Source organism: Pseudomonas tohonis, assembly GCF_012767755.2.
Taxonomy (GTDB): domain Bacteria; phylum Pseudomonadota; class Gammaproteobacteria; order Pseudomonadales; family Pseudomonadaceae; genus Metapseudomonas; species Metapseudomonas tohonis.
Genome location: NZ_AP023189.1, coordinates 197,636 through 224,289 on the forward strand (window position 1 = coordinate 197,636; position 26,654 = coordinate 224,289).

Consider the following 26,654-nt stretch of genomic DNA (forward strand, 5'->3'; position numbering starts at 1 on the left):
GCAGCCGGACACGAAAAAGCCGCCCGAGGACGGCTTTTTCATTGATGCAAGGTCCCTGTTACAGGCCGGACATCTTCTTGATGGTCGCTTTCAGCTCGTCATCGGTGCAGTCGGCGCAGGTGCCTTTCGGGGGCATTGCGTTGATACCGGTGATGGCCTTGGCCAGGATGCCGTCGAGGCCGCCCTGGTGGTCGGCACGCTCTTTCCAGGCAGCGGTGTCGCCGATCTTCGGTGCACCCAGGACGCCGGCGGTGTGGCAGGCGCCACAGTGCTTGGCGATGATGTCGTCCGGCGTCTTCGCGCCACCGCCAGCAGCGGCGGCTACGGCTTCGACGCCTTTGCATTCCTGGCCCTGGACACAGACTTCGCCCACCGGCTTGATGCGTTCGGCGATGGCATCGTCGGTCGCGGCCTGAGCGCTTACAGCCCAAAGGGCCAATACGGCAACGTGCGCTGCCAGCATTTTGTTTATTAGGTTCACCCTTACACCCTCATCGTGGCTAGTGACGCCCGCGGCCACGGTTTCGCGGGCGGGCGCCAGTATAACGGTTAGCCCGCCAGGCTGAAACAACCCAGCTTGTCGCACGACCAAAGCATGAGGCCGCTGCGACCAGGGTCGGGGGTCAGCCCGCCGCGGTCTCCTTTTCGGCAACGCGGACATAGGTGCCGAAGACGTGATCCCAGAGCGGCGAAGAAACGCCGAAGTTCTTCTCGATCCCCTTCCTGTGGTGCAGGTCATGGTTGAACACCAGGCCGGGAATGAAGCGGTAGAACCAGTGCCCGGGGCGATGCATGACGTAGTGCAGGGAAATGTAGAGGAAGTAGCCCGCGACCAGCCCGGCATAGAGCGAGGCCAGGCCGAGGTACGCGCACAGCGGGAGCAGCAGCGCGTAGACCGCACTGGTCTTCCAGCTGGAGATGCCGATGAACGCCAGCACGTCGAGGTGGTGGGTCCAGTGCTCGCGGCGATACAGCGAGTGGAACAGGAAACGGTGCACGCCGTACTCGATGAACGACCACAGCAACAGGCCGCCGACCAGCTGCCAGGGCAGGACCGGGCCGATCAGCAGTGCGCCGAGGACGAACAGCGGGGCGGTGAAGAAGTCCAGGTAGTAGGCGAGCGAGGACATCAGCCATTTGTTGGAGGCGGCCATGGGATCTCCCTGTCATGGGCCCGGCGCAGGCGGCACGACTCTGGTGTACGGGGTCAGGCCGCCCTCTGGCGGCGCATGCGGGTGCTGCAGGCCGGTGCAGAGCGGTTGGCTGCACGGCATGCACCGCGCAGGCGGCGCGAAGCCCCTGCGCAGGAATGGAACGGGTTAGAAATTGGCCGGCGTGGTCGCGCTGATCAGGCGGGCCGGCAGGTCGAACGGATTGCGGAAGCGGTGCGGCTTGCTGCTCTCGAAGTAGTAGCTGTCGCCCGGCTCGAGGATGAACAGCTCGTTGCCGACGGTCAGTTCGAGGCGGCCCTCGACCAGCATCCCTGCCTCTTCGCCTTCATGGGCGTACATCTCGTCACCCGTGTCGCTGCCCGGCGGGTAGGTCTCGTCGAGGAAGGCGATGGCGCGGCTGGGATGGGCCTTGCCCACCAGCTTCATGGTGATCGCACCACTGCAGATATCGGTAAGTTCGGAAGCCCGGTAGACGACCTGGGTCTGGTTGTCCTGTTCCAGATCGAGGGAAAAGAATTCCACCAGCGACATGGGGATGCCCCCGAGCACCTTCTTCAGCGAACTGATGGAGGGGCTCACGCTGTTCTTTTCGATCATGGAAATCGTGCTGTTGGTAACGCCTGCACGTTTGGCGAGTTCACGCTGGGAGAGGCCTTTGAGCTTGCGGATAGCTTGCAGTCGAACACCGACGTCCAATGGTGGGATCCTCCTTGGGATTCTTGTTGAGGGGGGCGGTCACGGTGGCCGTATCATGCGGCCAGCGTTCAGTATTTACAACACTTCGGCCGTAAATCCTGCGCAAACTTTCACCACCCCGGGAAACCCCAAGGAAAATCAGATAGTTGGACCATCATCAGCGCGCCGGATGACCGCCGGCCGCGGGTTTCAGCGGTAGATCAGCGGCACCCGGCGCAGGTTGCAGAAGATCTGGTAGGGAATGGTGCCGGCCTGGATGGCGACCTCGCTGGCCGGTACCTGAGCGCCCCAGAACTCGACGCGGCTGCCGAGCCCGGCCTGCGGCAGATCGGTGAGGTCGACGGTGAGCATGTCCATGGACACGCGACCGATCAGGCGCGAGAGCTGCCCGTCGATGGCCACCGGCGTGCCGGTCGGCGCATGCCGGGGATAGCCATCGGCGTAGCCCATGGCGACCACGCCGACGCGGGTCGGCCGCTCGGTGACGAAACGCGCGCCATAGCCGACCGGCTGGCCGGCCGGCAGCTCACGCACGCTGATGACCTTCGACTCCAGGGTCATCACCGGCTTCAGGCGCGCAGCCAGTTCGTGCGGTTGCTCGAAGGGCGTGGCGCCGTAGAGCATGATCCCGGGTCGCACCCAGTCGCTCGGCACCTGTGGCCAACCCAGCACCGCCGGGGAGTTGCGCAGGCTGACCTCCGCCGCGAGGCCCGCGCGGGCCTGCTCGAATACCGCGACCTGCTCGGCGGCACTGCCGCTGTCCAGCTCATCGGCCCGGGCGAAGTGGCTCATCAGCACGATCTTGCCGACCTTGCCGCTGGCCATCAGCCGCTGGTAGCCGTCGCGGTATTCGGCGGGATGCAGGCCGACCCGGTGCATGCCCGAGTCCATCTTCAGCCACACCGTGAGCGGCTGGCGCAGGCTGGCGCGCTCGATGGCCTCCAGCTGCCAGGTGGAATGCACCACGCACCAGAGTGCGTGCTGCTCGATCAGGGGGAGCTCGTCCGCCTCGAAGAAGCCTTCCAGCAACAGGATGGGGCCGGTGATGCCCGCCTGGCGCAGCTCCAGCGCTTCCTCGATGCAGGCCACGGCGAAGCCGTCGGCCTCCGCCTGCAACGCCTGGGCGCAACGCACCGCACCGTGCCCGTAGGCGTCCGCCTTGATGACGGCCAGGGCCTTGGCGCCGGTGGTTTCACGGGCGAGGCGGTAGTTGTGGCGCAGCGCTTCGAGGTCGATCAGGGCACGGGCGGGACGCATGGCAGGGGCTTCTTCTGGTTATGTAAAAACCCGGCGCGGACGCCGGGCAGAGCAAGGGTTCAGGGCAGGGCGGCGACCACGGTCATTTCCACCAGCACCTCGGGCGAGTACATCTTCGCCTCGACGCAGGCGCGGGCCGGGGCGGCGCCCTTGGCGACCCAGGCGTCCCACACGGCGTTCATGCCGGCGTAGTCCGCGTCGATGTCCTTGAGGTAGATGGTCACCGAGAGGATGCGGCTCTTGTCGGTGCCGGCCTCGGCGAGCATGCGGTCGATGGCATCGAGGGTTTCGCGGGTCTGGCGCTCGATGCCCGGGTTCAGCGCTTCATCCAGCTGGCCCGCCAGGTAGACGGTGCCGTTGTGGATGACGATCTCGCTGTAGCGGGCTTCAGTGCGCAGGCGCTGTAGTGACATGTTTCTGGCTCTCCTTGGTGTTGCCATAACGGAAGATGTCCAGGCCTTCGGCGCTGATCTGCGGACGCTTGCGCGCCATCAGGTCGGCGAGCAGGCGGCCGGAACCGCAGGCCATGGTCCAGCCAAGGGTACCGTGTCCGGTATTCAGGAACAGGTTGCGGAACGGGGTCGCGCCCACGATCGGCGTGCCGTCCGGGGTCGCCGGGCGCAGGCCGGTCCAGAACTCGGCGCGGGCCAGGTCGCCACCCTGCGGGTAGAGATCGGCGGTGATCATTTCCAGGGTCTCGCGGCGACGCGGGTTCAGCGACAGGTCGAAGCCGGCGATCTCGGCCATGCCGCCGACGCGGATGCGGTCGTCGAACCGGGTGATCGCGACCTTGTAGGTCTCATCCAGGATGGTGGAGGTCGGGGCCATCTCCGGGTTGGTGATGGGCACGGTCAGCGAGTAGCCCTTGAGCGGGTAGACCGGGGCCTTGATGCCCAGCGGCTTGAGCAGCTGCGGGCTGTAGCTGCCGAGGGCGAGCACGTAGCGGTCGGCGGTTTCCAGCTTGCCGTCGATCCATACGCCATTGATGCGGTCACCGGCGAAGTCCAGGCGCTGGATGTCCTGGCCGAAGCGGAACTCCACGCCCAGGTCACGGGCCATCTGGGCGAGGCGGGTGGTGAACATCTGGCAGTCGCCGGTCTGGTCGTTGGGCAGGCGCAGGGCGCCGGCCAGCTTGTCGGTGACCTTGGCCAGGGCCGGCTCGGCGCGGGCGATGCCGGCGCGATCGAGCACTTCATAAGGCACGCCGGAGCTTTCCAGCACGGCGATGTCCTTGGCCGCGGCATCGAGCTGGGCCTGGGTGCGGAACAGCTGGGTGGTGCCGAGCTGGCGGCCTTCGTAGGCGATGCCGGTCTCGGCGCGGAGCTCGTCGAGGCAGTCGCGGCTGTACTCGGACAGGCGCACCATGCGCTCCTTGTTCACCGCGTAGCGGGCGGCGGTGCAGTTGCGCAGCATCTGCGCCATCCACAGGTACTGGCCGATGTCGCCGGTGGCCTTGATGGCCAGGGGCGCGTGTTTCTGCAGCAGCCACTTGATGGCCTTCAGCGGCACGCCCGGGGCGGCCCAGGGCGAGGCATAGCCAGGAGAGACCTGGCCCGCGTTGGCGAAGGAGGTCTCCATGGCGACGGCGTTCTGCCGGTCGACCACCACGACTTCGAAGCCTTCCCGGGCCAGATAGTAGGCACTCGCCGTACCGATCACACCGCTGCCCAGCACCATCACTCGCATGTCTGCCTCCAGCGCAACGGGCATCACCGTTGCGTTTGTTATTTTGAGCGTAGATGCCGCGCAGTATATGAAGAGCGCCCCAGTGATATTCACTATATAGCCAGCTATATTTGGCGATAATTCTTGGCCAATACGGCTTTTGCGGAGGGGCATCCACCATGCGTACCCAGCATCAATCGCGTCGTGAGTTAGACAAGATAGACCGGAATATTTTACGAATCCTCCAGGAGGATGGCCGTATCTCCTTCACCGAGCTGGGCGAGCGCGTGGGCCTTTCCACCACACCCTGCACCGAACGGGTACGCCGCCTGGAACGCGAGGGGATCATCATGGGCTACAACGCCCGGCTGAACCCGCAGCACCTCAAGGCGAGCCTGCTGGTGTTCGTCGAGATCAGCCTGGACTACAAGTCCGGCGACACCTTCGAGGACTTCCGCCGCGCCGTCCTCAAGCTGCCCCACGTGCTCGAATGCCACCTGGTTTCCGGTGACTTCGACTACCTGGTGAAGGCGCGGATCAACGAGATGGCGTCCTACCGCAAGCTGCTCGGCGACATCCTCCTGAAGCTGCCGCACGTGCGCGAGTCGAAGTCCTACATCGTGATGGAAGAGGTCAAGGAATCCCTCAACCTGCCCATTCCCGAGTGAACCCGGGGGCGCCGACGCGCCCCTGGATAGTTGCCTGCGGGGCACAGGGATTTTTCCTGGGCGCCCCTTGGCGGTTGGCGTGCTTCGTGCTTATCCTCCGTCAAATTTTCCAAACACAATAATCAGGATTCCGCACATGAACGCCCGCGTTCGCCATTCGGTCCACAGCGACCAGCACGCCCCCTCCTATTACGCCGCGACCGCCAACCGTCGCATCGAGCATCCGCCCCTGGCGGGCGAGGAGGTGGCCGACGTCTGCGTCGTCGGTGGCGGCTTCTCCGGGCTGAACACCGCCATCGAACTGGCCAGGCGCGGCTTCTCGGTGGTGCTGCTGGAGGCGCACAAGATCGGTTGGGGCGCCAGCGGGCGCAACGGCGGCCAATTGATCCGCGGTGTCGGCCACGACGTCGAGCATTTCGAATCGGTGGTCGGCCGGGACGGCGTGCGCGCGCTCAAACTGATGGGCCTGGAGGCCGTGGAGCTGGTGCGCCGCCGGGTGGAGGAGTTCGCCATCGACTGCGACCTCACCTGGGGCTATTGCGACCTGGCCAATACGGCCCGCGACCTCGCCGGCTTCGCCGAGGACATGGAGGACCTCAAGTCCCTCGGCTACCGCCACGAGATGCGCCTGCTGCAGCCGGGCGAGATGCGCAGCGTGGTGGGGTCCGACCGCTACGCCGGCGGTCTGATCGACATGGGCTCCGGCCACCTGCACCCGCTGAACCTGGCCCTGGGCGAGGCCGCCGCCGCCAGCTCGCTGGGCGTGCGCCTGTTCGAACACTCCGCGGTGCAGCGCATCGACTACGGCCCGGAGGTCAAGGTGCACACCGCCCAGGGCCAGGTCCGCGCGAAGACCCTGGTGCTCGGCTGCAACGCCTACCTCAACGACCTCAACCCGACCCTCGGCGGCAAGGTGCTCCCGGCGGGCAGCTACATCATCGCCACCGAGCGCCTGCCCGAGGCGCTGGCCAGGCAGCTGCTGCCGCAGAACATGGCGGTGTGCGACCAGCGCGTAGCCCTCGACTACTACCGCCTCTCCGCCGACAACCGCCTGCTGTTCGGCGGCGCCTGCCACTATTCCGGGCGCGACCCGGCGGACATCGGCGCCTACATGCGGCCGAAGATGCTGGAGGTGTTCCCTCAACTGGCCGATGTGCGCATCGACTACCAGTGGGGCGGCATGATCGGCATCGGCGCCAACCGCCTGCCGCAGATCGGCCGCCTGCCGGACCAGCCCAACGTCTACTTCGCCCAGGCCTATTCCGGCCACGGGGTCAACGCCACCCACCTGGCGGGCAGGCTGCTGGCCGAGGCCATCAGCGGCGAACAGGGCGGCGGCTTCGACGTGTTCGCCAAGGTGCCCCACATCACCTTCCCCGGCGGCAAGCTGCTGCGCTCGCCGCTGCTGGCCCTCGGCATGCTCTGGTACCGGATCAGGGAAAGCGTCGGCAACAGCCTGGCGAAATGACCCACGACCCGCGCCAGCCGCGGGTTTACCTGAATCTTCCGGCTGCGCTGGCGTCTGAGCTCAAGGACCCGGCGAGTCGGAGGCCGACGTGCGCATCTCCCTTCTGTTCATCTGCCTGCTGGCCACGCTCACAGGCTGTGTCACGCCACCCCCGGCGTCACCGAGCCAGGCCATCGCCGCTGCAAAGTCGCCCTTCGGTCAGCGCCTGCTGGCCCTGGCGGCCAGGCATCCCGGGCAATCCGGCTTCCGCCTGCTGCCGGCCAGCAACGAGGCCTACAGCGCCCGCGCCGAGTTGATCCGCTCGGCCCGCAGCAGCCTCGACCTGCAGTACTACATCGTCCACGACGGCCTCTCCACCCGCGCCCTGTTCGATGAACTGCTGCGCGCCGCCGACCGCGGCGTACGCGTGCGCCTGCTGCTCGATGACACCAGCAGCGACGGCCGCGACGCCAGCATCGCCCTGCTCACCGCACACCCGAACATCCAGGTGCGGCTGTTCAATCCGCTGCACCTGGGCCGCGCCACCGGCGTCACGCGCACCCTCGGTCGCGCCCTGGACCTGGCCCAGCAGCACCGGCGCATGCACAACAAGCTGTGGCTGGCCGACAACGCCGCCGCCATCGTCGGCGGGCGCAACCTGGGGGATGAATACTTCGATGCCGAGCCCAGCCTCAACTTCACCGACATCGACCTGCTGGCCATCGGTCCGGTGGCGGAGCAGCTGGGGCAGAGCTTCGACCAGTACTGGAACAGCGCCCTGAGCAAGCCGATCCAGCAATTCCTCTGGCGCCAGCCGGAACGCCAGGAGCTGGACGAAGCCCGCCAGCGCCTGCGCGGCTACCTGGCCCAGGCGCGGGCCCGGCAGAAGACCCTCTACGATCGGCTGCACACCTACCGCGACGACCCGCGCCTGGACCTCTGGCTGCGCGAGCTGATCTGGGCGCCGGCCAGCGCCCTGTGGGACGCGCCGAGCAAGGTGCTGGCCAGCGGTCCACCCGACCCGCACCTGCTGCTGGCCAGCCAGTTGCAGCCGGTGCTGGACGAGGTGAAGGAGGACCTGGTGCTGGTCTCGGCCTATTTCGTTCCCGCCCCGGAAGGCATGGACTACCTGATCGGCAAGGCCGATGGCGGCGTCGACATCCGCCTGCTGACCAACTCCCTGGAAGCCACGGACGTACCCGCCGTCCACGGCGGCTACGCGCCCTATCGCCAGCGGCTGCTGGAGCACGGCGTGCACCTGTTCGAGCTGCGCCGCCAGCCGGGAGATGGCGCGGGCAGCGGCCAATACAGCTTCAGCGGCTCGTCCAACTCCAGCCTGCACAGCAAGGCGATGATCCTCGACCGGCGCCGCGCCTTCATCGGCTCCTTCAACTTCGATCCGCGCTCGGTGCTATGGAACACCGAGGTCGGCGTGCTGATCGACAGCCCCGAGCTGAGCGCCCACCTGCGCCGCCTGGCACTGCAGGGCATGAGCCCCGGGCGCAGCTACCAGGTAAGGCTGGGCCCGGGCGGAGAGATGCTGTGGATAACCGGGGAGGGTGAGCGCCAGCAGGAGCTGCGCCGCGAGCCGGGCAGCCTGTGGCGGCGCTTCAATGCATGGTTCGCCGAGCGTGTGGGGCTCGAGCGGATGCTCTGACTCAGCGGTTGCCCGCGACGGCCGACTCTTCGCCTTCGTCGTCGAACAGCTCGCGGGTCCAGGCCAGCCAGACGAAGCCGGCCGCGCCGATGGCCATCATCAGCGGTAGCGCGTGGCCGCTGATCCACTGGCTGGCGGCGCCGGTCACCAGCGGGCCGATCAGGCAACCGATACCCCAGAGCTGCGCGACGTGGGCGTTGGCGCGGACCAGTTCATCGTCGCGGTAACGCTCGCCGATGAGGATCAGCGCCAGGGTGAAGAGCCCACCCGCGCTGGCGCCGAACACCACCCAGATCGGCCAGATCAACGGCGTGTGCAGGAACAGCGGGATGCTCAGGCTGGACACCAGCAGGGCCAGCCCGCAGCCACGGAACAGCGTGCGCCGCGACATGTGGTCCGCCAGCAGGCCGATGGGCAGCTGCAGTGCCGCATCGCCGACCACCACCACGCTGGCCATGAGCAGTGCGATCTCCTGGTTGAAGCCCTGGCGCAGCCCGTAGATGGGCAGCAGGGTCAGCATCATCGCCTCGAAGGCGGCGAACAGGACCACCGCCCAGGCGATGGTCGGCAGCCGCGTGCAGAAGGTCAGCAACCCGCGCCCGGAGGCACTGTGGGCGTCGACGCTGGGCGCGCCGGTGCGCCCGAGGAGCATCAGCGAACCGCCCACCAGCAGCCCGGTGCCGGTCCAGAAGCCGAGGTCGTTGCCGGTGCCCAGCACGCTGAGCAGCAGCGGACCGGACAGCTGGCTGAGGGCGTAGCCGGTGCCGTAGAGCGCCACCAGGCGACCGCGCCACTTCTCCACCGCCAACTGGTTGATCCAGCTCTCGCCGAGGATGAACACCACGGTCAGCGCCACGCCGATGAACAGGCGCAGGGCCAGCCAGATCGGGTAGCTCTGCACCAGCGCCAGCATCGCCACCGACACGGCACTGACCAGCAGGCACAGCTGCATCAGGGTCGTGGTACCGAAACGCGCGGCCAGCCGGCCGGCCAGGGAGGCACCGAGCAGCACACCGACCGCCGGGGTGCCGGCCATCACGCCGATGGCGAAGGCGTCGTAGCCCCAGCTTTCCAGGCGCAGCGAGACCAGGGGCATGGTCACCCCCAGCGCGAGCCCGATGCTGATCACCGCGCCGCAGACGGCGAAGTAGGTCCCCCAACGCATGCAGGTGTCCTCCATTCCATGGGCCGGTATCCCGGAGGATCCTGGCAGGCAGAAAAGCAAAAACGGCCGGGCTCCTGTGAAGGAAACCCGGCCGCAGGCTTGGCTCCGTGGAGCCGGCCTTCCCGAAGGAAGGCGGACCTTTATGGGGCGGTCGCGCCGCCCTGGTTCAGAGCTTGATCCAGGTGGCTTTCAGCTCGGTGTACTTGTCGAAGGCGTGCAGCGACTTGTCGCGGCCGTTGCCCGACTGCTTGAAGCCGCCGAAGGGCGCAGTCATGTCGCCACCGTCGTACTGGTTGACCCAGACGCTGCCGGCGCGCAGTGCCTTGGCGGTCAGGTGGGCCTTGGACAGGTTGCTGGTCCACACCGCGGCAGCCAGGCCATAGACGGTGTCGTTGGCGATGGCGATGGCGTCCTCGACGTCGTCGAAGGCGATCACCGAGAGCACCGGGCCGAAGATTTCTTCCTTGGCGATGCGCATGGCGTTGTCCACGCCGTCGAAGATGGTCGGCTCGACGTAGGTGCCGCCGGTTTCCTCCATCACGCGCTTGCCGCCGGCCACCAGCTTGGCGCCGTCGTCATGGCCGGCCTGGATGTAGGACAGCACGTTGTTCATCTGGGTGGTGTCGACCAGGGCACCGACGTTGGTTTCCGGGTCCAGCGGGTTGCCCGGCTTCCAGGCCTTGATCGCCTCGACCACCATGGGCACGAACTTGTCCTTGATCGAACGCTCCACCAGCAGGCGCGAACCGGCGGTGCAGACCTCGCCCTGGTTGAAGGCGATGGCGCCCGCGGCGGCCTCGGCGGCGGCCTGCAGGTCCGGCGCGTCGGCGAAGACGATGTTCGGGCTCTTGCCGCCGGCTTCCAGCCAGACGCGCTTCATGTTGGATTCGCCGGCATAGACCATCAGCTGTTTGGCGATCTTGGTGGAGCCGGTGAACACCAGGGTGTCGACGTCCATGTGCAGTGCCAGGGCCTTGCCCACGGTATGGCCGAAGCCCGGCAGGACGTTGAACACGCCCGCGGGGATGCCGGCCTCGATGGCCAGCTGGGCGATGCGGATGGCGGTCAGCGGCGACTTCTCGGACGGCTTGAGGATCACCGAGTTGCCGGTGGACAGCGCCGGGCCGAGCTTCCAGCAGGTCATCAGCAGGGGGAAGTTCCACGGCACGATGGCGGCGACCACGCCCACCGGCTCGCGGGTCACCAGGCCCAGCTCGTTGTGCGGGGTGGCGGCGACTTCGTCATAGATCTTGTCGATGGCCTCGCCGCTCCAGCGGATGGCGCGGGAGGCGCTGGAGACGTCGATGTTCAGCGAGTCGCTGATCGGCTTGCCCATGTCCAGGGTTTCCAGCAGCGCCAGCTCCTGGGCATGGGCGTCGATCAGGTCGGCGAAGCGGATCATCACCGCCTTGCGCGCGGTGGGCGCCAGGCGCGACCAGACACCGGACTCGAAGACGGCACGGGCATCCTTCACCGCCAGTTCGGCATCGGCCAGGTCGCAGCTGGCGACCTGGCCCAGCACGCGCCCATCCACCGGGCTGATGCAGTCGAAGGTCGCGCCGGAGACGGCGTGGGTGTACTCGCCATGAATGAAGGCGCGGGTTTCGATCTGCAGGGACTTGGCGCGCTGTTCCCAGTCGGCGCGAGTCAGGGTGGTCATGGGGCGTTCCTCTTATTAGTCGATAAGTGCCGGATTCCAGACCCGGCACTGTCAAGAATTCTGCAAGGCCGGCATGCGGCCGGACCTGATCGCAACCCTAAACCAGAGGGCCCTGGATTTTCAATATTTTTGACAAAATTCAGCCAAACGCCCTTGTCATGTTCGTTTTATTAAACATAGACTCCAAGTCGGATCGCCCAGGCGTTTTTCCTCTCGCTCTTCGGGAGCGTGGAAAGACCCCACAGCCGGGCAGAATAAAAAACAGGCCCAACGAACGAGGGCCATCCGCCAGCCGCAACGGAACCGCCATGAACATCGAATCCATCGTCGACTTCGCCAACAGCCCAGCCGCCGCCGAACACTACCGTCCCGCCCCCGAGAAAATCCTCAAGGGCGACCCGGAGCAGAGCGTGCGCAACCACTACGGCAGCCCGTGCGGGCAATTCAACGTAGGGATCTGGGAGGGCGCCATCGGCCAGTGGACGGTGAATTACACCGAACACGAATACTGCGAGATCCTCCAGGGCGTCTCCGTCATCCGCGACGCCGCCGGCAATGCCAAGACCGTTCGCGCCGGCGACCGCTTCGTCATCCCGGCCGGTTTCTCCGGCACCTGGGAAGTGCTCGAGGCCTGCCGCAAGGTCTATGTGATCTTCGAACAGGCCAAGTGATCCACCGCTTCACCTCCATGTTTGTCACCCCCTTGAGCCCGCGCAAGCGGGCTTTTTTATGGGCGTCGTCGCAGTCGACGGCAAATCGCGGGCATGAAAAAGCCCGCCATGTAGGCGGGCTTCTTCGACAAGGGCCGGATCAATTACTTGATCTTGGCTTCCTTGTAGATCACGTGCTTACGCACGACCGGATCGAATTTCTTGATTTCGATCTTGTCGGGAGTAGTGCGCTTGTTCTTGTCGGTGGTGTAGAAGTGGCCGGTACCGGCGCTGGACACCAAACGGATCAGTTCACGCATGATTAGCTCCTTATACCTTCTCGCCGCGGGCGCGCAGTTCGGAGAGAACTACGTCGATACCACGCTTGTCGATGATACGCATGCCCTTGGCGGAAACGCGCAGACGCACGAAGCGCTTCTCGGACTCGACCCAGAAGCGGTGGTGCTGCAGGTTCGGCAGGAAACGACGACGGGTTTTGTTGTTTGCGTGGGAAATGTTGTTCCCGGTAACCGGACCCTTACCGGTTACTTGACAGACTCTAGACATGCCTCAGCCCTCTAAACCTCATGCCCAACCCGGCATGGGTTGGCCGCTTGAACTCTCACTTGTGGGCGTTTTAGCGCCCGTCTCGTCAGGGTCTTACCGGCCACACAAAGACTGCGAAAGACCGGGCCCCTAGAAAAGAGCGCTGCTTTATATCAGAAACCCCCTGGAGCAGCAAGGGCTGCGGCATCCGCGCGAAAGGCCTGGCATCGCAGGGGGCGCCTGCAACCGCATCGGCGCGGCCTGCATGAAAAATGACCGCTCGTCGCCAAAAGCGCGTTGCTCCGGCTCCGGCCATGGTCTAGCGTAAGGCCTTCGCCCGCAGCCCGCCCCGGGCCCTCGCACAAGGAGCACCCCATGCGTCTCGCCGCCCTGCCCCTGCTGTTCGCCCCGCTGCTCGCCCAGGCAGCCAGCCTGAGCGTCTGCACCGAGGCCAGCCCCGAGGGCTTCGACGTGGTGCAGTACAACTCGCTGACCACCACCAACGCCTCCGCCGACGTGCTGATGAATCGCCTGGTGGAATTCGACGCCCAGCGCGGTGAGCTGGTCCCGGGCCTGGCGCAGCAGTGGGAGGTCTCGCCCGATGGCCTGAGCTACCTCTTCACGCTGCGCCCTGGCGTGCGCTTCCATGCCACCGAGTACTTCAAGCCCAGCCGCGAACTGGATGCCGAGGACGTGCTGTTCAGCTTCCAGCGCATGCTCGACACCGCCCACCCCTGGCACAAGGTGGCCCAGAGCGGCTTCCCCCACGCCCAGTCGATGCAACTGCCGCAGCTGATCAAGGCCATCGACAAGGTCGGCCCGCTGCAGGTGCGCTTCACCCTGAACAAGCCCGATGCCACCTTCCTCGCCACCCTGAGCATGGGCTTCGCCTCCATCTATTCCGCCGAGTACGCCGGGCAGTTGATGCAGGCCGGCACGCCGGAGAAGCTCAACGCCCAGCCGATCGGCACCGGCCCCTTCGTCTTCAAGCGCTTCCAGAAGGACGCTGCAGTGCGCTACGTCGCCAACCCGGACTACTTCGCCGGCAAGCCGAAGGTGGACGGGCTGATCTTCGCCATCACCCCCGACGCCAACGTGCGCCTGCAGAAGCTGCGCCGCGGCGAATGCCAGATCGCCCTCTCGCCCAAGCCGCTGGATGTCCAGGCCGCGAGCCAGGATGCCAGCCTCAAGGTGCTGCAGACCCCGGCCTTCATGACGGCCTTCGTCGGCATCAACAGCCAGCACCCACCGCTGGACCAGGCCAGGGTGCGCCAGGCCATCAACCTCGCCTTCGACAAGCAGAGCTACCTGAAAGCGGTGTTCGAGGGCAGCGCCAGCGCCGCCAGCGGCCCATACCCGCCCAACACCTGGAGCTATGCCAAGGACCTGCCCGGCTACCCCCACGACCCGGAGAAGGCTCGCGCACTGCTGGCCGAAGCCGGCTTCAAGGACGGCTTCAAGACCACGATCTGGACACGCCCCTCCGGCAGCCTGCTCAACCCCAACCCCAGCCTTGGCGCCCAATTGCTGCAGGCCGACCTGGCCAAGGTCGGCATCCAGGCCGAGATCCGCGTGATCGAGTGGGGCGAGCTGATCCGTCGCGCCAAGGCCGGCGAGCACGACCTGCTGTTCATGGGCTGGGCCGGTGACAATGGCGACCCGGACAACTTCCTCACTCCGCAATTCTCCTGCGCCTCGGTGCAGTCCGGCCTCAACTTCGCGCGCTACTGCGACGCTGCGCTGGACAAGCTGATCAGCGACGGCAAGACCCAGGGCAGCCAGGCCGACCGCGGCGCCCTCTATATAAAGGCGCAGCAGATCATCCAGGAGCAGGCCCTGTGGTTGCCGCTGGCACACCCCACCGCCTTCGCCCTGGCCCGCTCCGGCGTCGACGGCTACCAGGCCAACCCCTTCGGTCGCCAGGACTTCTCCCACGTCAGCGTGAAGCCCTGATGGAGCTGGGCGAGCGCTATCTGCCGCAGTTCCAGTTCGTCGAGCGGCACCAGCTGCCGTTGCGGGCAACCGCGCGGCAGGCGCTGGACGCGGTGGGCGATCTCACCGTGCATGACGACCCGCTGGTGCGCACCCTGCTGCGCATCCGCGAGGCGCCAGCCCGCCTGGCCGGCGCACTGGGGCGCGAGAACCGCCTCAAGGACCGGCCACCGTTCGGGCTGCACGAGTTCACCCTGCTGGAGCGGGACGCCGACCAGGCACTGGCCTATGGATTGATCGGCCGTTTCTGGCGCAGCGACTTCGGGCTGGAGCGGGTGGATGACGCCAATGCCTTCAGCGCCTATGCCGAGCCCGGTGTCGCCAAGCTGCTCATGGGTTTCCACTGCAGCCCCGGCACCGACGGCGGCATCGTCCTGCACACCGAGACCCGCGTGCACTGCCCGGACCGCCGCAGCCGCCTGCTCTTCACCCCTTACTGGCTGGCCATCCGACCGGCCAGCGGGCTGATCCGCCGCCGCCTGCTGGCAGCCATCCAGCGCCAGGTCGACGCGCCCTAGAGCCAACCGTACTCGGCCATCGACAGCGGCTCGCCATCGCCCACCACGAAGTGGTCCAGCACCCGCACCTCGACCAGCGCCAACGCCTCCTTCAGACGCTGGGTCAGCGCACGGTCGGCCTGGCTCGGCTCGGCGACCCCGGACGGATGGTTGTGGGTGAGGATCAGCGCGGCCGCGTTATGCGCCAGCGCGCGCTTGACCACCTGGCGCGGGTAGACGCTGGCGCCATCGATGGAGCCATGGAACAGCACCTCGAAGGCCAGCACCCGGTGCCGGGAGTCGAGGAACAGGCAACCGAACAGCTCGTGGGGTTCGTGGCGCAGCTGCGCCTTCAGGTAATCACGCACGGCCTGAGGACTCTCCAGCACCGAGTCGCGGCGCAATCCTTCAGCCAGGTGCCGCCGCGCCATCTCCAGCACGGCCTGCAACTGCGCGTACTTGGCTGGCCCGAGGCCGAGCCGGAGGCAGAAGGAATCGATGTCCGCCTCCAGCAGGGGACGCAGGCCGCCGAAGTCGTTGAGCAGGTGGCGGGCGAGGTCGACCGCGCTCTGCCCGGAGACCCCGGTACGCAGGAAAATGGCGAGGAGTTCGGCGTCGGTGAGGGCCGCCGCGCCCTGTTCGAGAAGCTTCTCCCGCGGGCGCTCCGCCGCAGGCCAGTGACGGATGCTCATGGCACCTCCGTGGTTGAGCGGGGCCGCTGTTCCCATGCGGTCGCTGTGCTATCTTAATCCACCTTTTTTGCGCGGCGATTGGCCTGGGGAGGCGTCGTCGCCGCAGCGCAAATTCAAACATCCATAAGGCAGGCCTATGCAGCGGCTCTATCGGAAACGCATCGTACTGGGCGTGGGCGGCGGCATTGCGGCCTACAAGAGCGCGGAGCTGGTTCGCCGCCTGCGCGACCAGGGCGCGGAAGTACGGGTGGTGATGACCCATGGCGGGCGCGAGTTCATCACCCCGCTGACCCTCCAGGCCCTTTCCGGCCACCCGGTGCACCTGGACCTGCTCGACCCCGCAGCCGAAGCGGCCATGGGCCATATCGAGCTGGCGCGCTGGGCCGACCTGGTGCTGATCGCCCCCGCTACCGCCGACCTGATGGCGCGCCTGACCCAGGGCGTCGCCGACGACCTGCTGACCACCCTGGTGCTGGCCACCGATGCGCCGGTCGCCCTGGCCCCGGCTATGAACCAGGCCATGTGGCGCGACCCGGCCACCCAGGCCAATGCCGAAGCCCTGGCCAAGCGCGGCCTGCACCTGTTCGGCCCCGCTGCTGGCAGCCAGGCCTGCGGCGACGTCGGCCTGGGCCGCATGCTCGAAGCCGACCAGCTCGCCCAGGCGGCCGCCGATCTGTTCCAGCACAAGGCCCTGACCGGCCGCCACGTGCTGATCACCGCCGGCCCGACCCAGGAGAACATCGACCCGGTGCGCTACATCACCAACCACAGCTCCGGGAAGATGGGCTTCGCCCTCGCCGAAGCGGCGGTGGAGGCGGGCGCCAAGGTCACCCTGATCACCGGCCCCGTGCACCTGCCCACGCCCGACCGGGTCAACCGCATCGACGTGGTCAGCGCCCGCGACATGCTCGCGGCCTGCGAGGCGGCGATGCCCTGCGACCTGCTGATCGCGGCGGCCGCCGTGGCCGACTACCGCCCGGAAGTGGTGGCGGCGCACAAAATGAAGAAGGACCCCACCAGCGGCGAAGGCCTGCTGCTGCAACTGGTGCGCAACCCGGATATCCTCGCGACCCTCGCCGGGCGTGCCGATCGCCCCTTCAGCGTGGGCTTCGCCGCCGAGACCGAGAACCTGCTCGAATACGCCTCGCGCAAGCTCAAGGACAAGAACCTCGACCTGATCGTCGCCAATGATGTGGCCAACCCCAGCATCGGCTTCAACAGCGAGGAAAACGCGATCACCATCATCGATCGCGCGCTGCACCAGAACAGCTTCGCGCAGACCAGCAAGGGCAAGATCGCCCGCCAGCTGATCGCCTTCATCGCCGAACGCCTCAACCAGGCCTGAGACCCCATGCACTCACTGCAAGCCAAGATCCTCGACCCCCGCATCGGCCGCGACTTCCCGCTGCCCCAGTACGCCACCCCGGGCTCCGCCGGCCTCGACCTGCGCGCCATGCTCAAGGAAGACCTGACCCTGGAGCCGGGCCAGACCGTGCTGATCCCCACCGGGCTGTCCATCTACATCGCCGACCCGGGCCTCGCCGCGCTGATCCTTCCGCGCTCGGGCCTGGGCCACAAGCACGGCATCGTGCTGGGCAACCTGGTCGGCCTGATCGACTCCGACTACCAGGGCGAACTGATGGTCTCCTGCTGGAACCGCGGCCAGAGCGCCTTCACCATCGCCATCGGCGAGCGCATCGCTCAGCTAGTCTTGGTGCCAGTCGTGCAGGCGCACTTCGAGCTGGTCGACCAGTTCGACGAGAGCCAGCGCGGCGCCGGCGGCTTCGGTCACTCCGGCAGCCACTGATTCGGAACGACTTCAGGATGATCCGCGGGGGAGACCTTCAGTGAAACTCTTCAAGCGCAACGCCAAGGACGCCGACACCGAGATCCTGGCCAGCCCTGCTGAAAAGAAGACGCCAGCCCGGGACAAGGGCCTGGGCGAGCTGCTGCCCGGCGCCATCGCCGCGGCCCTGGGCGTGGCCGCCGCTGGCGTGCTGCTCTGGGCCGCACTGATCAACGGCGCCCAGCAGACCCAGCGCAACCAGCTCAGCCAGGCCTGGGGTGAAAGCCAGGCCGGTGCGCTGCGCCAGGCCCTGGCGCAGCTCGTCGCCGATACCGCCGCCGCCGCACGCAACCCGGCCCTGGCCGAGGCGCTGAACAGCGGTGATGCCGGCCAGGTGCAGGCCGCCGAGCGCGGGCTCGGCTACTGGAACGCCGTGGTCGACGCGCACCTCAACCTGCCAGGCCAGGCCCAGCAGAACAGCCAGCGCGCAGCCCCGATGAACTTCGCCGCCCTGGACATGCTGCGCCGCGTCGAGGCCGGGCAGAAGCCCGCGCCCGAAGCCTACCGGATCGGCCAGCGCTGGCTGGTTTACAGCGCCGCGCCACTGCGCCTGACCGACAGTTCGCCGGTGCAGGGCACCCTGCTGCTGGTGGTCGACCTCGAACGCCTGCTCGGCGCCCTTGCGCCGCTGCCCGATGGCGTCGGCCAGCTGCAGTTCACCCAGCAGTTCGGCAACGCACCGGCGCAGACCCTGGCCTCGCGCGGCACGCAAGCCGAAGGCACGCCCATCGCGCTGAACACCGGCAACCCGAACTGGAAGCTGTCGTTCACCCCTGGCGCGCAACTGAGCGATTCGGGCATGTCGCCGATCCTGCTGGCCATCGCCGGGCTGCTGGCCCTGGCCGGAGCCCTGGTCGGCCTCTATCTGCTGCGCGGCAGCCTGCAACGCAAGCTGCTCATGGACGTCGTGCAGCTCAATCAGATGGTGCAAGAACTCTCCAGCGGCAAAAGCGTCAAAGCCTTCAGTCTGCGCCTGTCGGCGCTTGACGCCCTGGCCCAGTCGCTCGCGCGACAGTCGCGGCGCAAGTCTGAGCCGGCGGCGGGCAGCGCTAACGGCGATCGGCAACCCGGCCCGGCGGTTACCCCCGCCCCGGCCCAGATGATCGAGCCACCCGTGTTGGCCGATCCGCTTTTCCAAGATACCGACATCCTCGATATCGACATCCTCGACGAAGACCAGGACCTCCTGGGATTGGAGCAAGCCCCCGCCATGAGCACCCCGCAAGCAGCACCCACCCTGCCCGCAAGCATCTTCCGCGCCTACGACATCCGTGGCGTGGTCGGCGATACCCTGACCGCCGAAACCGCCTACTGGGTTGGCCGCGCCATCGGCTCCGAGAGCCTCGCCCGTGGCGAACCGAACGTCTCGGTCGGCCGCGACGGCCGCCTCTCCGGCCCCGAGCTGGTGCAGGCGCTGATCCAGGGCCTGCTGGACTGCGGTTGCCAGGTCAGCGATGTCGGCATGGTGCCGACCCCGGTGCTCTACTACGCCGCCAACGTGCTGGCCGGCAAGTCCGGCGTGATGCTCACCGGCAGCCACAACCCGCCGGACTACAACGGCTTCAAGATCGTCGTCGCCGGCGAGACCCTGGCCAACGAACAGATCACCGCGCTGCACACCCGCATCAAGGAGAACGACCTGGCCAGCGGCGTCGGCAGCGTCGAGCAGGTCGAGATCCTCGACCGCTACTTCAAGCAGATCCGCGACGACATCGCCATGGCCAAGCCCATGAAGGTGGTGGTGGACTGCGGCAACGGCGTGGCCGGCGTGATCGCCCCGCAACTGATCGAAGCCCTGGGCTGCACCGTCATCCCGCTGTACTGCGACGTGGACGGCACCTTCCCCAACCACCACCCGGACCCGGGCAAGCCCGAGAACCTGGTCGACCTGATCGCCAAGGTGAAGGAAGAGAAGGCCGACCTGGGCCTGGCCTTCGACGGCGACGGCGACCGCGTCGGCGTGGTGACCAACCAGGGCACCATCATCTATCCCGACCGCCTGCTGATGCTGTTCGCCAAGGACGTCGTCTCGCGCAATCCGGGCGCCGACATCATCTTCGACGTCAAGTGCACCCGCCGCCTGACCGCGCTGATCAGCGGCTACGGTGGCCGCCCGGTGATGTGGAAGACCGGCCACTCGCTGATCAAGAAGAAGATGAAGGAGACCGGCGCGCTGCTGGCCGGCGAGATGAGCGGCCACATCTTCTTCAAGGAGCGTTGGTTCGGCTTCGACGACGGCATCTACAGCGCCGCCCGCCTGCTGGAGATCCTCAGCCAGGACAAGCGCGACGCCGAGCACGTGTTCTCCGCCTTCCCCAGCGACATCTCGACGCCGGAGATCAACATCACCGTTACCGACGAGAACAAGTTCCGCCTGATCGAGCGCCTGCAGCGCGACGGCACCTGGGGCGACGCCAACCTCACCACCCTGGACGGCGTGCGCGTCGACTATCCCAAGGGCTGGGGCCTGGTACGCGCCTCCAACACCACGCCGGTGCTGGTGCTGCGCTTCGAAGCGGACACCGAGGACGAGCTCGAGCGCATCAAGGAAGTGTTCCGCGCCCAGCTCTACACCGTAGCCCCCGACATCAACCTGCCGTTCTGATCCACCGGAGCCCTGCATGACCCTCAGCCGTGACGCCGCATCCCAAGTCGCCCAGGTCCTGTCCGAAGCGTTGCCGTACATCCGCCGCTTCGTCGGCAAGACCCTGGTCGTGAAATACGGCGGCAACGCCATGGAGAGCGACGAGCTGAAGGCCGGGTTCGCCCGCGACATGGTCCTGATGAAGGCCGTGGGCATCAACCCGGTGGTCGTGCATGGCGGCGGCCCGCAGATCGGCGACCTGCTCAAGCGCCTGTCCATCGAGAGCCACTTCATCGACGGCATGCGCGTCACCGACGCGCAGACCATGGACGTCGTGGAGATGGTCCTCGGCGGCCAGGTGAACAAGGACATCGTCAACCTGATCAACCGCCACGGCGGCAGCGCCATCGGCCTGACCGGCAAGGACGCGGAGCTGATCCGTGCCAAGAAGCTCACCGTCAGCCGCAAGACGCCGGAGATGACTCAGCCGGAAATCATCGACATCGGCCATGTGGGGGAAGTCACCGGGGTCAACACCGAACTGCTGAACATGCTGGTGAAGGGCAACTTCATCCCGGTCATCGCGCCCATCGGCGTGGGCCCGGATGGCGAGTCCTACAACATCAACGCCGACCTGGTGGCCGGCAAGGTGGCGGAAGCGCTGAAAGCCGAGAAGCTGATGCTGCTGACCAACATCGCCGGCCTGATGGACAAGCAGGGCCAGGTGCTCACCGGCCTCTCCACCGAGCAGGTCAACGAGCTGATCGCCGACGGCACCATCTACGGCGGCATGTTGCCGAAGATCCGCTGTGCCCTCGAAGCGGTGCAAGGCGGCGTGACCAGCGCCCACATCATCGACGGCCGCGTGCCCAACGCGGTGCTGCTGGAGATCTTCACCGACAGCGGCGTCGGCACCCTGATCTCCAACCGCAAGCGTCACTGAGCCTTCCCGAGGCCCAGGCGGTAGCCGAATAAGCCGGAGCGATCCGGCTTATTCATATCCGCGATCCGCCATCTCCGCTCTTGCCGTGGCGCGCCCGGGCGTCGAAGCTGGCCGCTCACTGCATGGAGCACGAGCATGGCTGCCACACCCCCCTCCCTGAACGACTTCACCTTCCTTATGCCGCTGCGCGTGCGCTGGGCCGAAGTGGACCCGCAAGGCATCGTCTTCAATGGCCACTACCTGACCTACGCCGACGTCGGCATCACCGAATACTTCCGCGCGCTGGGCGTTCGCTACCCGGAGGACCTGGCACAGGACGGCGGCGACTTCTTCGCCGTGCGCACGCTCCTGGAATACCTGGCCCCGGCGCGCTTCGACGACGAACTGTCCATCGGCGTACGGGTAGGGCGGCTGGGGGGCTCGAGCCTCACGTTCAACATCGGTATCTGGCGCGGCGAGGCGGCCTTGACGGCGGGCGAGATCGTCTACGTCCACGCGGACGGCACGAGCCGCAGCAGCAAGCGGCTGCCGGACTGGCTGCGGGAGAAGGTCAGGGCATTCGAGCGGCGCGCCGCCGAGGATTGATGCGGCTCAGCGCTGCAGCAGCTGGGCCAGGCGCTCACGGTCGGCGGCGAAGCCGGCCTGGGCATTCTTGCGGTCCTGCTGGTAGCGGGTGATGTCCTGCTCCAGGCGCTGCTGCTCGGCACGCAGGTTGTCGATCTGCGACACCAGTTGCTCCGGCACCTGGCGCCCGGCGCGCTCGTTGTCGGCGGCCTGGGCCTGCAGGTTGGCCTGCTGGGTGCGCAGGGATTGCTGGTTGCCACGGGCCACGCTGATCAGGCCGTCGAGCTCGGCCAGCTTGCGCTGCAGGGCGCGATCGACATCCTCGACGCTGGTGTACAGGCGCAGCAGCTGCGCATCGGAGCCGGCACGGGCCTTTTCCTCCTGCATGCGCTTGCGCTCTTCCAGGGTGGGCGCCGGCGGTATGGTCTTGACCACACGGCCCTGGTCGTTGAGGACCTCGTAGCCCTTGTCGATGTACTGCGAGGGCACCCCGAGCCGGTCGAGCACAATCACGCCCTTGTCATTGGTGTAGCGATAGAGCTCGGCTTGCGCCAGAGCAGGCATCAACACACCCATGAGCAAGGCAAAGCGGACTGCACCGGATTTCGGCATAGGGACACCCTGTCGTTGTTGGCGAATCAGATTCCGTAGCTGGCGCGGTAGCTTTCGACCGCCGGCAGATACGTCTTCAGTTCAGCATCACCTGCGAGATATTCCAGCACCTGCTCCAGGGAGACGATGCTCACCACCGGCATGCCGAAGTCACGCTCGACTTCCTGGATGGCGGACAGCTCGCCCTTGCCGCGCTCCTGGCGGTTGAGGGCGATGAGCACGCCGGCGGCCTGGGCCTGCTGCGCCTGGATGATCTGCATGACCTCGCGGATCGCGGTCCCGGCGGTGATCACGTCATCGATGATCAGCACACGGCCGGCCAGCGGGGCGCCCACCAGGGTGCCGCCTTCGCCGTGATCCTTGGCTTCCTTGCGGTTGAAGCACCAGGGGATGTCGATGCCATGGTGCTCGGCCAGCGCCACCGCCGTGGAGGCGGCCAGGGGAATGCCCTTGTAGGCAGGCCCGAACAGCACATCGAAGGGAATGCCGCTGTCGACCACCGCCGCCGCATAGAAGCGACCCAGCTGCGACAGCGCGAGCCCGCTGTTGAACAGGCCGGCATTGAAGAAATAAGGGCTGGTACGCCCGGACTTGAGAGTGAACTCACCGAAACGCAGTACACCGCGTTCGATGGCGAAGCGAATGAAATCGCGTTGATACGCCTGCATGTAAAAGCCCCGGACGGCACGGATTTAGCTAAATAGAAAGAGCTCGGGTATCATACACGCACGAGTTTTTAGGGGCCATTTATGCGGATCATCAGTGTGAACGTGAATGGTATTCATGCGGCAGCCGAGCGAGGACTCCTCAGCTGGCTGCAAGCACAGAATGCCGACGTGATCTGCCTGCAAGACACCCGCGCCTCTGCCTTTGATCTGGACGACCCGGCCTTCCAACTGGACGGCTATTTCCTCTATGCCAGCGATGCTGAAGTGCCAAGCCAAGGCGGCGTGGCGCTTTATTCGCGTTTGCAACCCAAGGCAGTGATCTGGGGTCTCGGTTTCGAGACCTGCGATCGTTATGGGCGCTACCTGCAGGCGGACTTCGACAAGGTGAGCATCGCCACCCTGCTGCTGCCTTCGGGCCAGGGCGGCGACGAGAACCTGAACCACAAGTTCAAGTTCATGGACGACTTCACCCACTACCTGAACAAGCAGCGCCGCAAGCGCCGCGAGTACATCTATTGCGGCTCGCTCTACCTCGCCCACCAGAAGCTGGATGTGAAGAACTGGCGCGACTGCCAGCAACTGCCCGGCTTCCTCGCGCCCGAGCGCGCGTGGATGGACGAGGTGTTCGGCACCATGGGCTACGTGGACGCACTGCGCGAAGTCAGCCGCGAAGGCGACCAGTACAGCTGGTGGCCTGACAGCGAGCAGGCCGACATGCTCAACCTCGGCTGGCGTTTCGACTATCACATCCTCACGCCGGGGATGCGCCGCTCCGTACGCAGCGCACGCCTGCCGCGCCAGCCGCGCTTCTCCCAGCATGCGCCGCTGATCGTCGACTACGACTGGCTGCTGAGCATCTGAAATCGCAAGCATGAAAAAAGCCGGCATCAGCCGGCTTTTTTCGTTTCCGCGATGGCTACTTCACCGGACGCCAGGTGAAGGGGTAGCGATAGGCCTGGCCTTCGTTGGCCTTGATGCCGCCGATGATGGTCAGTACCAGCGCTATCAGACCCACCAGCGGCAGCAGCACGAAGCCGATCAGCACCAGCATCAGCAGCATGCAAAGCAGGCCGGCGAGGGTCACGGTGATCTGGAAATTCAGCGCTTCCTTGCCCTGCTGGTCGATGAACGGATCGACGTCCTTCTTCACCTGCCAGAGAATCAGCGGGCCCAGCAGATTGCCGAAAGGCAGCACCACGCCGAGGAAAGCGGCGAAATGGCAGAACATCGCCCATTGCCTAACTTCCTGGTTGGGCTGCGGAACTTGGGTTGGCTCATTCATGCGTGTTTCCTCGGGTGGGTGATCAGTCGACCAGTGCGGCGCGCTGCAGCTCGAACAGCTCGGTGACGCCCTGCTTGGCCAGGGCCAGCATGGCGGTCAGCTCTTCCGGCTGGAAAGGCGCGCCCTCGGCAGTGCCCTGTACCTCGATGAAGCCGCCGGCATCGGTCATGACCACGTTCAGGTCGGTTTCGGCGGCGGAATCTTCAAGGTAGTCCAGGTCCAGCACAGGCTCGCCCTGGTAGATGCCGACGGAAACGGCGGCGACCATCTGCTTCAGCGGCTCGCCCTTCAGCGCGCCACGCTTCTTCAGGACCTTCATAGCATCCACCAGGGCGACCATGGCGCCGGTGATGGACGCGGTGCGGGTGCCGCCGTCGGCCTGGATCACATCGCAATCCAGGTAGATGGTGTTCTCGCCCAGCTTGCTCATGTCCAGCGCGGCACGCAGGGAGCGACCGATCAGGCGCTGGATCTCCAGGGTACGGCCACCCTGCTTGCCACGGCTGGCCTCGCGCTGGTTACGCTCGCCGGTGGCACGCGGCAGCATGCCGTACTCGGCGGTGAGCCAACCCTGGCCCTGGCCCTTGAGGAAACGCGGCACGCCGGATTCGACGCTGGCGGTGCAGATCACCTTGGTATCCCCGAATTCGACCAGCACCGAGCCTTCGGCATGCTTGGTGTAGTTGCGGGTGATGCGGATCGAACGCAGCTGGTCAGCCGCGCGGCCACTGGGACGTTTCATCTGGGAATACCTGTCGAGGGGAAAATCTGACGGCCATTATAGAGGGCCGCCAGCCGCTGGGACATCGCCGCGTTGGGAGGGCCGCCGCTCTGGGCTACAATCGCCCTCTTCAACCCTGCCAACACCGAGAGGAAACCCATGGTGCACAGCATGACCGCCTTTGCCCGCGTCGAGCAGGCCGGCACCCACGGCACCCTGATCTGGGAACTGCGCTCGGTCAACCATCGCTACCTCGAGCCCCACCTACGCCTGCCCGAGTCCTTCCGCGACCTCGAAGGCGCAGTGCGCGAAGCGCTGCGCCAGGGCATCTCCCGCGGCAAGGTGGAATGCACCCTGCGTTTCGCCGAGGAAAATGCCAGCCAATCCCTGCAGGTGGACCGCGAACGCGCCGCGCAACTGGTCGAGGCCGCCGAGGCCGTCGCTGCGCTGGTCAAGCAGCCGGCTCCGCTGAATCCCCTGGAGATCCTCGCCTGGCCGGGCGTCCTGGTCGCCGATTCGGCTGACCCGCAGGCGCTCAACGCCGCCGCCCTGGACGTCTTCGCCAAGGCCCTGGAGGAACTGCGCAATGGTCGCGCCCGCGAGGGTGCCGAACTGGCACGGCTGCTCAACGAGCGCCTTGACGGCATCCTCGAGGAGGTCGAGGCCCTGCGCAAGCTGGTGCCGCAGATGCTCGCCAACCAGCGCCAGAAGATCCTCGACCGCTTCGGCGAAATGAAGGCGGAGCTGGACCCCCAGCGCCTGGAGCAGGAACTGGTCCTGCTGGCGCAGAAGAGCGACGTCGCCGAAGAACTGGACCGCCTGAGCACCCATGTCGGCGAAGTCCGCCGCGTGCTCAAGGCCGGCGGCGCGGCAGGTCGTCGCCTGGACTTCCTGATGCAGGAACTCAACCGCGAAGCCAACACCCTGGGCTCCAAGGCCTTCGACCCGCGCTCCACCCAGGCGGCGGTCAACCTCAAGGTGTTGATCGAGCAGATGCGCGAACAAGTGCAGAACATCGAGTAAGAGACAGACACATGAGCGTCACTCCCGGCACCCTCTACATCGTTTCCGCGCCCTCCGGCGCCGGCAAGACCAGCCTGGTCAAGGCCCTGATCGACGCCGAGCCGCAGGTTCGCGTATCGGTCTCCCACACCACCCGCGGCATGCGCCCGGGCGAGGTGGACGGCATCAACTACCACTTCGTCAGCCGCGAACAGTTCGTGCAGATGCTCGAGCACGGCGACTTCCTGGAGCACGCCGAGGTCTTCGGCAACCTCTACGGCACCTCGCAGCGCTGGCTGCAGAAGACTCTCGCCGAAGGTTTCGACCTGATCCTCGAGATCGACTGGCAGGGCGCCCAGCAGGTCCGCCACCTGATGCCCCAGGCCAAGTCCGTCTTCATCCTGCCGCCGAGCCAGGAAGCCCTGCGCCAGCGCCTGGACAACCGGGGACAGGACAGCGCCGAAATCATCGAGCGGCGCATGCGCGAAGCCGTCAGCGAGATGAGCCACTACGTCGAATACGACTACCTGGTGATCAACGACGACTTCGACGTGGCCCTGGAAGACCTCAAGGCGGTCTTCCGCGCCAACCGCCTGCAGCAGGCGCACCAGCAACTGGCCCACGGCGCTCTGCTGGCGCAGCTGCTGGACTGACCGCCCGGAAGCGCT

Annotated in this window: 29 protein-coding genes; 14 read left to right on the forward strand and 15 right to left on the reverse strand. The window is 66.5% G+C overall.

The genetic code is table 11. From position 1 onward, the window contains the following. Nucleotides 1-58 precede the first annotated feature (58 nt). From HSX14_RS00935 to dadA, 6 genes are all read right to left on the reverse strand, one after another. The gene (locus HSX14_RS00935; RefSeq protein WP_111262975.1) at nt 59-481 is read right to left on the reverse strand and encodes a c-type cytochrome; all 423 of its coding nucleotides are present in this window, start codon (nt 479-481) and stop codon (nt 59-61) included. Between the two features lie 142 nt (nt 482-623). Further along, the gene (locus HSX14_RS00940) at nt 624-1,154 is read right to left on the reverse strand and encodes a sterol desaturase family protein (RefSeq protein WP_173178535.1); all 531 of its coding nucleotides are present in this window, start codon (nt 1,152-1,154) and stop codon (nt 624-626) included. A gap of 165 nt (nt 1,155-1,319) precedes the next feature. Continuing rightward, complete coding sequence (locus HSX14_RS00945) at nt 1,320-1,868, reverse strand: cupin domain-containing protein (protein WP_111262973.1); 549 nt, start codon at nt 1,866-1,868, stop codon at nt 1,320-1,322. Between the two features lie 189 nt (nt 1,869-2,057). Beyond that, nucleotides 2,058-3,125 (reverse strand): alanine racemase, encoded by a 1,068-nt coding sequence (gene alr / locus HSX14_RS00950; protein ID WP_173178536.1) that lies wholly within the window; start codon nt 3,123-3,125, stop codon nt 2,058-2,060. 59 nt (nt 3,126-3,184) lie between these two features. Further along, nucleotides 3,185-3,538 carry a RidA family protein gene (locus HSX14_RS00955; RefSeq protein ID WP_111262971.1) on the reverse strand — a complete coding sequence of 118 codons (354 nt, stop codon included), beginning with the start codon at nt 3,536-3,538 and terminating at the stop codon, nt 3,185-3,187. Further along, the gene (gene dadA, locus HSX14_RS00960; RefSeq protein WP_173178537.1) at nt 3,513-4,811 is read right to left on the reverse strand and encodes a D-amino acid dehydrogenase; all 1,299 of its coding nucleotides are present in this window, start codon (nt 4,809-4,811) and stop codon (nt 3,513-3,515) included. Before dadA ends, HSX14_RS00955 begins: the two co-directional genes overlap by 26 nt. 158 nt (nt 4,812-4,969) lie before the next feature. On the opposite strand from dadA, the gene HSX14_RS00965 reads away from it, so the two are divergent. The 3 genes from HSX14_RS00965 to HSX14_RS00975 all read left to right on the forward strand — a co-directional run bounded on the left by HSX14_RS00965 (nt 4,970) and on the right by HSX14_RS00975 (nt 8,562). Further along, nucleotides 4,970-5,458, forward strand: coding sequence for an Lrp/AsnC ligand binding domain-containing protein (locus HSX14_RS00965; protein ID WP_031287530.1), 489 nt, complete (start codon nt 4,970-4,972; stop codon nt 5,456-5,458). Between the two features lie 136 nt (nt 5,459-5,594). Next, nucleotides 5,595-6,926 carry an NAD(P)/FAD-dependent oxidoreductase gene (locus HSX14_RS00970; protein ID WP_173178538.1) on the forward strand — a complete coding sequence of 444 codons (1,332 nt, stop codon included), beginning with the start codon at nt 5,595-5,597 and terminating at the stop codon, nt 6,924-6,926. 88 nt (nt 6,927-7,014) lie between these two features. Next, on the forward strand, nt 7,015-8,562 hold the full coding sequence (locus HSX14_RS00975) for a phospholipase D family protein (protein WP_173178539.1): 1,548 nt from the start codon (nt 7,015-7,017) through the stop codon (nt 8,560-8,562). Between the two features lies 1 nt (nt 8,563). On the opposite strand, the gene HSX14_RS00980 is transcribed toward HSX14_RS00975, so the two are convergent. Then, complete coding sequence (locus HSX14_RS00980; RefSeq protein ID WP_173178540.1) at nt 8,564-9,727, reverse strand: MFS transporter; 1,164 nt, start codon at nt 9,725-9,727, stop codon at nt 8,564-8,566. Between the two features lie 166 nt (nt 9,728-9,893). Beyond that, entirely contained in the window at nt 9,894-11,387 is a 1,494-nt protein-coding gene (locus tag HSX14_RS00985) for an aldehyde dehydrogenase (protein ID WP_173178541.1), read from the reverse strand. A 308-nt stretch (nt 11,388-11,695) separates the two neighbouring features. Between HSX14_RS00985 and HSX14_RS00990 the strand changes: the two genes are divergently transcribed. Next, nucleotides 11,696-12,058: a cupin domain-containing protein gene (locus HSX14_RS00990; RefSeq protein WP_111262965.1), complete on the forward strand. Its 363-nt coding sequence runs from the start codon at nt 11,696-11,698 to the stop codon at nt 12,056-12,058. Between the two features lie 143 nt (nt 12,059-12,201). On the opposite strand, the gene rpmG is transcribed toward HSX14_RS00990, so the two are convergent. Together rpmG and rpmB are read right to left on the reverse strand one after the other, a co-directional pair. Next, entirely contained in the window at nt 12,202-12,357 is a 156-nt protein-coding gene (rpmG, locus tag HSX14_RS00995) for a 50S ribosomal protein L33 (RefSeq protein WP_003457707.1), read from the reverse strand. A gap of 10 nt (nt 12,358-12,367) precedes the next feature. Then, a complete protein-coding gene (gene rpmB, locus HSX14_RS01000) occupies nt 12,368-12,604 on the reverse strand; it encodes a 50S ribosomal protein L28 (protein ID WP_039806568.1) in 237 nt (78 codons plus the stop codon). A gap of 354 nt (nt 12,605-12,958) precedes the next feature. Between rpmB and HSX14_RS01005 the strand changes: the two genes are divergently transcribed. Both HSX14_RS01005 and HSX14_RS01010 read left to right on the forward strand, forming a co-directional pair. Continuing rightward, nucleotides 12,959-14,536, forward strand: coding sequence for an ABC transporter substrate-binding protein (locus HSX14_RS01005; RefSeq protein ID WP_173178542.1), 1,578 nt, complete (start codon nt 12,959-12,961; stop codon nt 14,534-14,536). Further along, nucleotides 14,536-15,093: a hypothetical protein gene (locus HSX14_RS01010; RefSeq protein WP_173178543.1), complete on the forward strand. Its 558-nt coding sequence runs from the start codon at nt 14,536-14,538 to the stop codon at nt 15,091-15,093. The genes HSX14_RS01005 and HSX14_RS01010 overlap by 1 nt, the downstream gene beginning before the upstream one ends. Here the strand turns inward: HSX14_RS01010 and radC are convergent. Next, nucleotides 15,090-15,764 (reverse strand): RadC family protein, encoded by a 675-nt coding sequence (gene radC, locus HSX14_RS01015; protein WP_111262963.1) that lies wholly within the window; start codon nt 15,762-15,764, stop codon nt 15,090-15,092. The genes HSX14_RS01010 and radC overlap by 4 nt on opposite strands. Before the next feature lie 136 nt (nt 15,765-15,900). Between radC and coaBC the strand changes: the two genes are divergently transcribed. The 5 genes from coaBC to HSX14_RS01040 all read left to right on the forward strand — a co-directional run bounded on the left by coaBC (nt 15,901) and on the right by HSX14_RS01040 (nt 21,722). Further along, nucleotides 15,901-17,109 carry a bifunctional phosphopantothenoylcysteine decarboxylase/phosphopantothenate--cysteine ligase CoaBC gene (coaBC, locus tag HSX14_RS01020; RefSeq protein WP_111262962.1) on the forward strand — a complete coding sequence of 403 codons (1,209 nt, stop codon included), beginning with the start codon at nt 15,901-15,903 and terminating at the stop codon, nt 17,107-17,109. 6 nt (nt 17,110-17,115) lie between these two features. Further along, entirely contained in the window at nt 17,116-17,571 is a 456-nt protein-coding gene (gene dut / locus HSX14_RS01025; protein ID WP_111262961.1) for a dUTP diphosphatase, read from the forward strand. Nucleotides 17,572-17,611: 40 nt separating this feature from the next. Beyond that, on the forward strand, nt 17,612-20,215 hold the full coding sequence (locus HSX14_RS31510; protein ID WP_173178544.1) for a phosphomannomutase/phosphoglucomutase: 2,604 nt from the start codon (nt 17,612-17,614) through the stop codon (nt 20,213-20,215). A gap of 16 nt (nt 20,216-20,231) precedes the next feature. Then, entirely contained in the window at nt 20,232-21,137 is a 906-nt protein-coding gene (gene argB, locus HSX14_RS01035; protein WP_111262959.1) for an acetylglutamate kinase, read from the forward strand. Nucleotides 21,138-21,272: 135 nt separating this feature from the next. Then, nucleotides 21,273-21,722, forward strand: a complete 450-nt coding sequence (locus HSX14_RS01040) for an acyl-CoA thioesterase (protein ID WP_173178545.1) — start codon at nt 21,273-21,275, stop codon at nt 21,720-21,722. A gap of 6 nt (nt 21,723-21,728) precedes the next feature. Here the strand turns inward: HSX14_RS01040 and HSX14_RS01045 are convergent, their stop codons facing one another. Then, a complete protein-coding gene (locus HSX14_RS01045) occupies nt 21,729-22,313 on the reverse strand; it encodes a DUF4124 domain-containing protein (protein ID WP_173178546.1) in 585 nt (194 codons plus the stop codon). A gap of 26 nt (nt 22,314-22,339) precedes the next feature. Next, the gene (gene pyrE / locus HSX14_RS01050) at nt 22,340-22,981 is read right to left on the reverse strand and encodes an orotate phosphoribosyltransferase (protein WP_111262956.1); all 642 of its coding nucleotides are present in this window, start codon (nt 22,979-22,981) and stop codon (nt 22,340-22,342) included. Between the two features lie 81 nt (nt 22,982-23,062). Between pyrE and HSX14_RS01055 the strand changes: the two genes are divergently transcribed. Further along, on the forward strand, nt 23,063-23,842 hold the full coding sequence (locus HSX14_RS01055) for a catabolite repression control protein Crc (RefSeq protein ID WP_031287526.1): 780 nt from the start codon (nt 23,063-23,065) through the stop codon (nt 23,840-23,842). 55 nt (nt 23,843-23,897) lie between these two features. Here HSX14_RS01055 and HSX14_RS01060 read toward each other — a convergent pair whose 3' ends face one another. Beyond that, nucleotides 23,898-24,263, reverse strand: coding sequence for a DUF4870 domain-containing protein (locus HSX14_RS01060; RefSeq protein ID WP_111262955.1), 366 nt, complete (start codon nt 24,261-24,263; stop codon nt 23,898-23,900). Nucleotides 24,264-24,285: 22 nt separating this feature from the next. Further along, complete coding sequence (gene rph / locus HSX14_RS01065) at nt 24,286-25,005, reverse strand: ribonuclease PH (RefSeq protein ID WP_173178547.1); 720 nt, start codon at nt 25,003-25,005, stop codon at nt 24,286-24,288. A gap of 138 nt (nt 25,006-25,143) precedes the next feature. Between rph and HSX14_RS01070 the strand changes: the two genes are divergently transcribed. Continuing rightward, nucleotides 25,144-26,007 carry a YicC/YloC family endoribonuclease gene (locus HSX14_RS01070; protein ID WP_173178548.1) on the forward strand — a complete coding sequence of 288 codons (864 nt, stop codon included), beginning with the start codon at nt 25,144-25,146 and terminating at the stop codon, nt 26,005-26,007. An 11-nt stretch (nt 26,008-26,018) separates the two neighbouring features. Continuing rightward, a complete protein-coding gene (gene gmk / locus HSX14_RS01075) occupies nt 26,019-26,639 on the forward strand; it encodes a guanylate kinase (RefSeq protein WP_173178549.1) in 621 nt (206 codons plus the stop codon). Nucleotides 26,640-26,654: the final 15 nt, after the last annotated feature.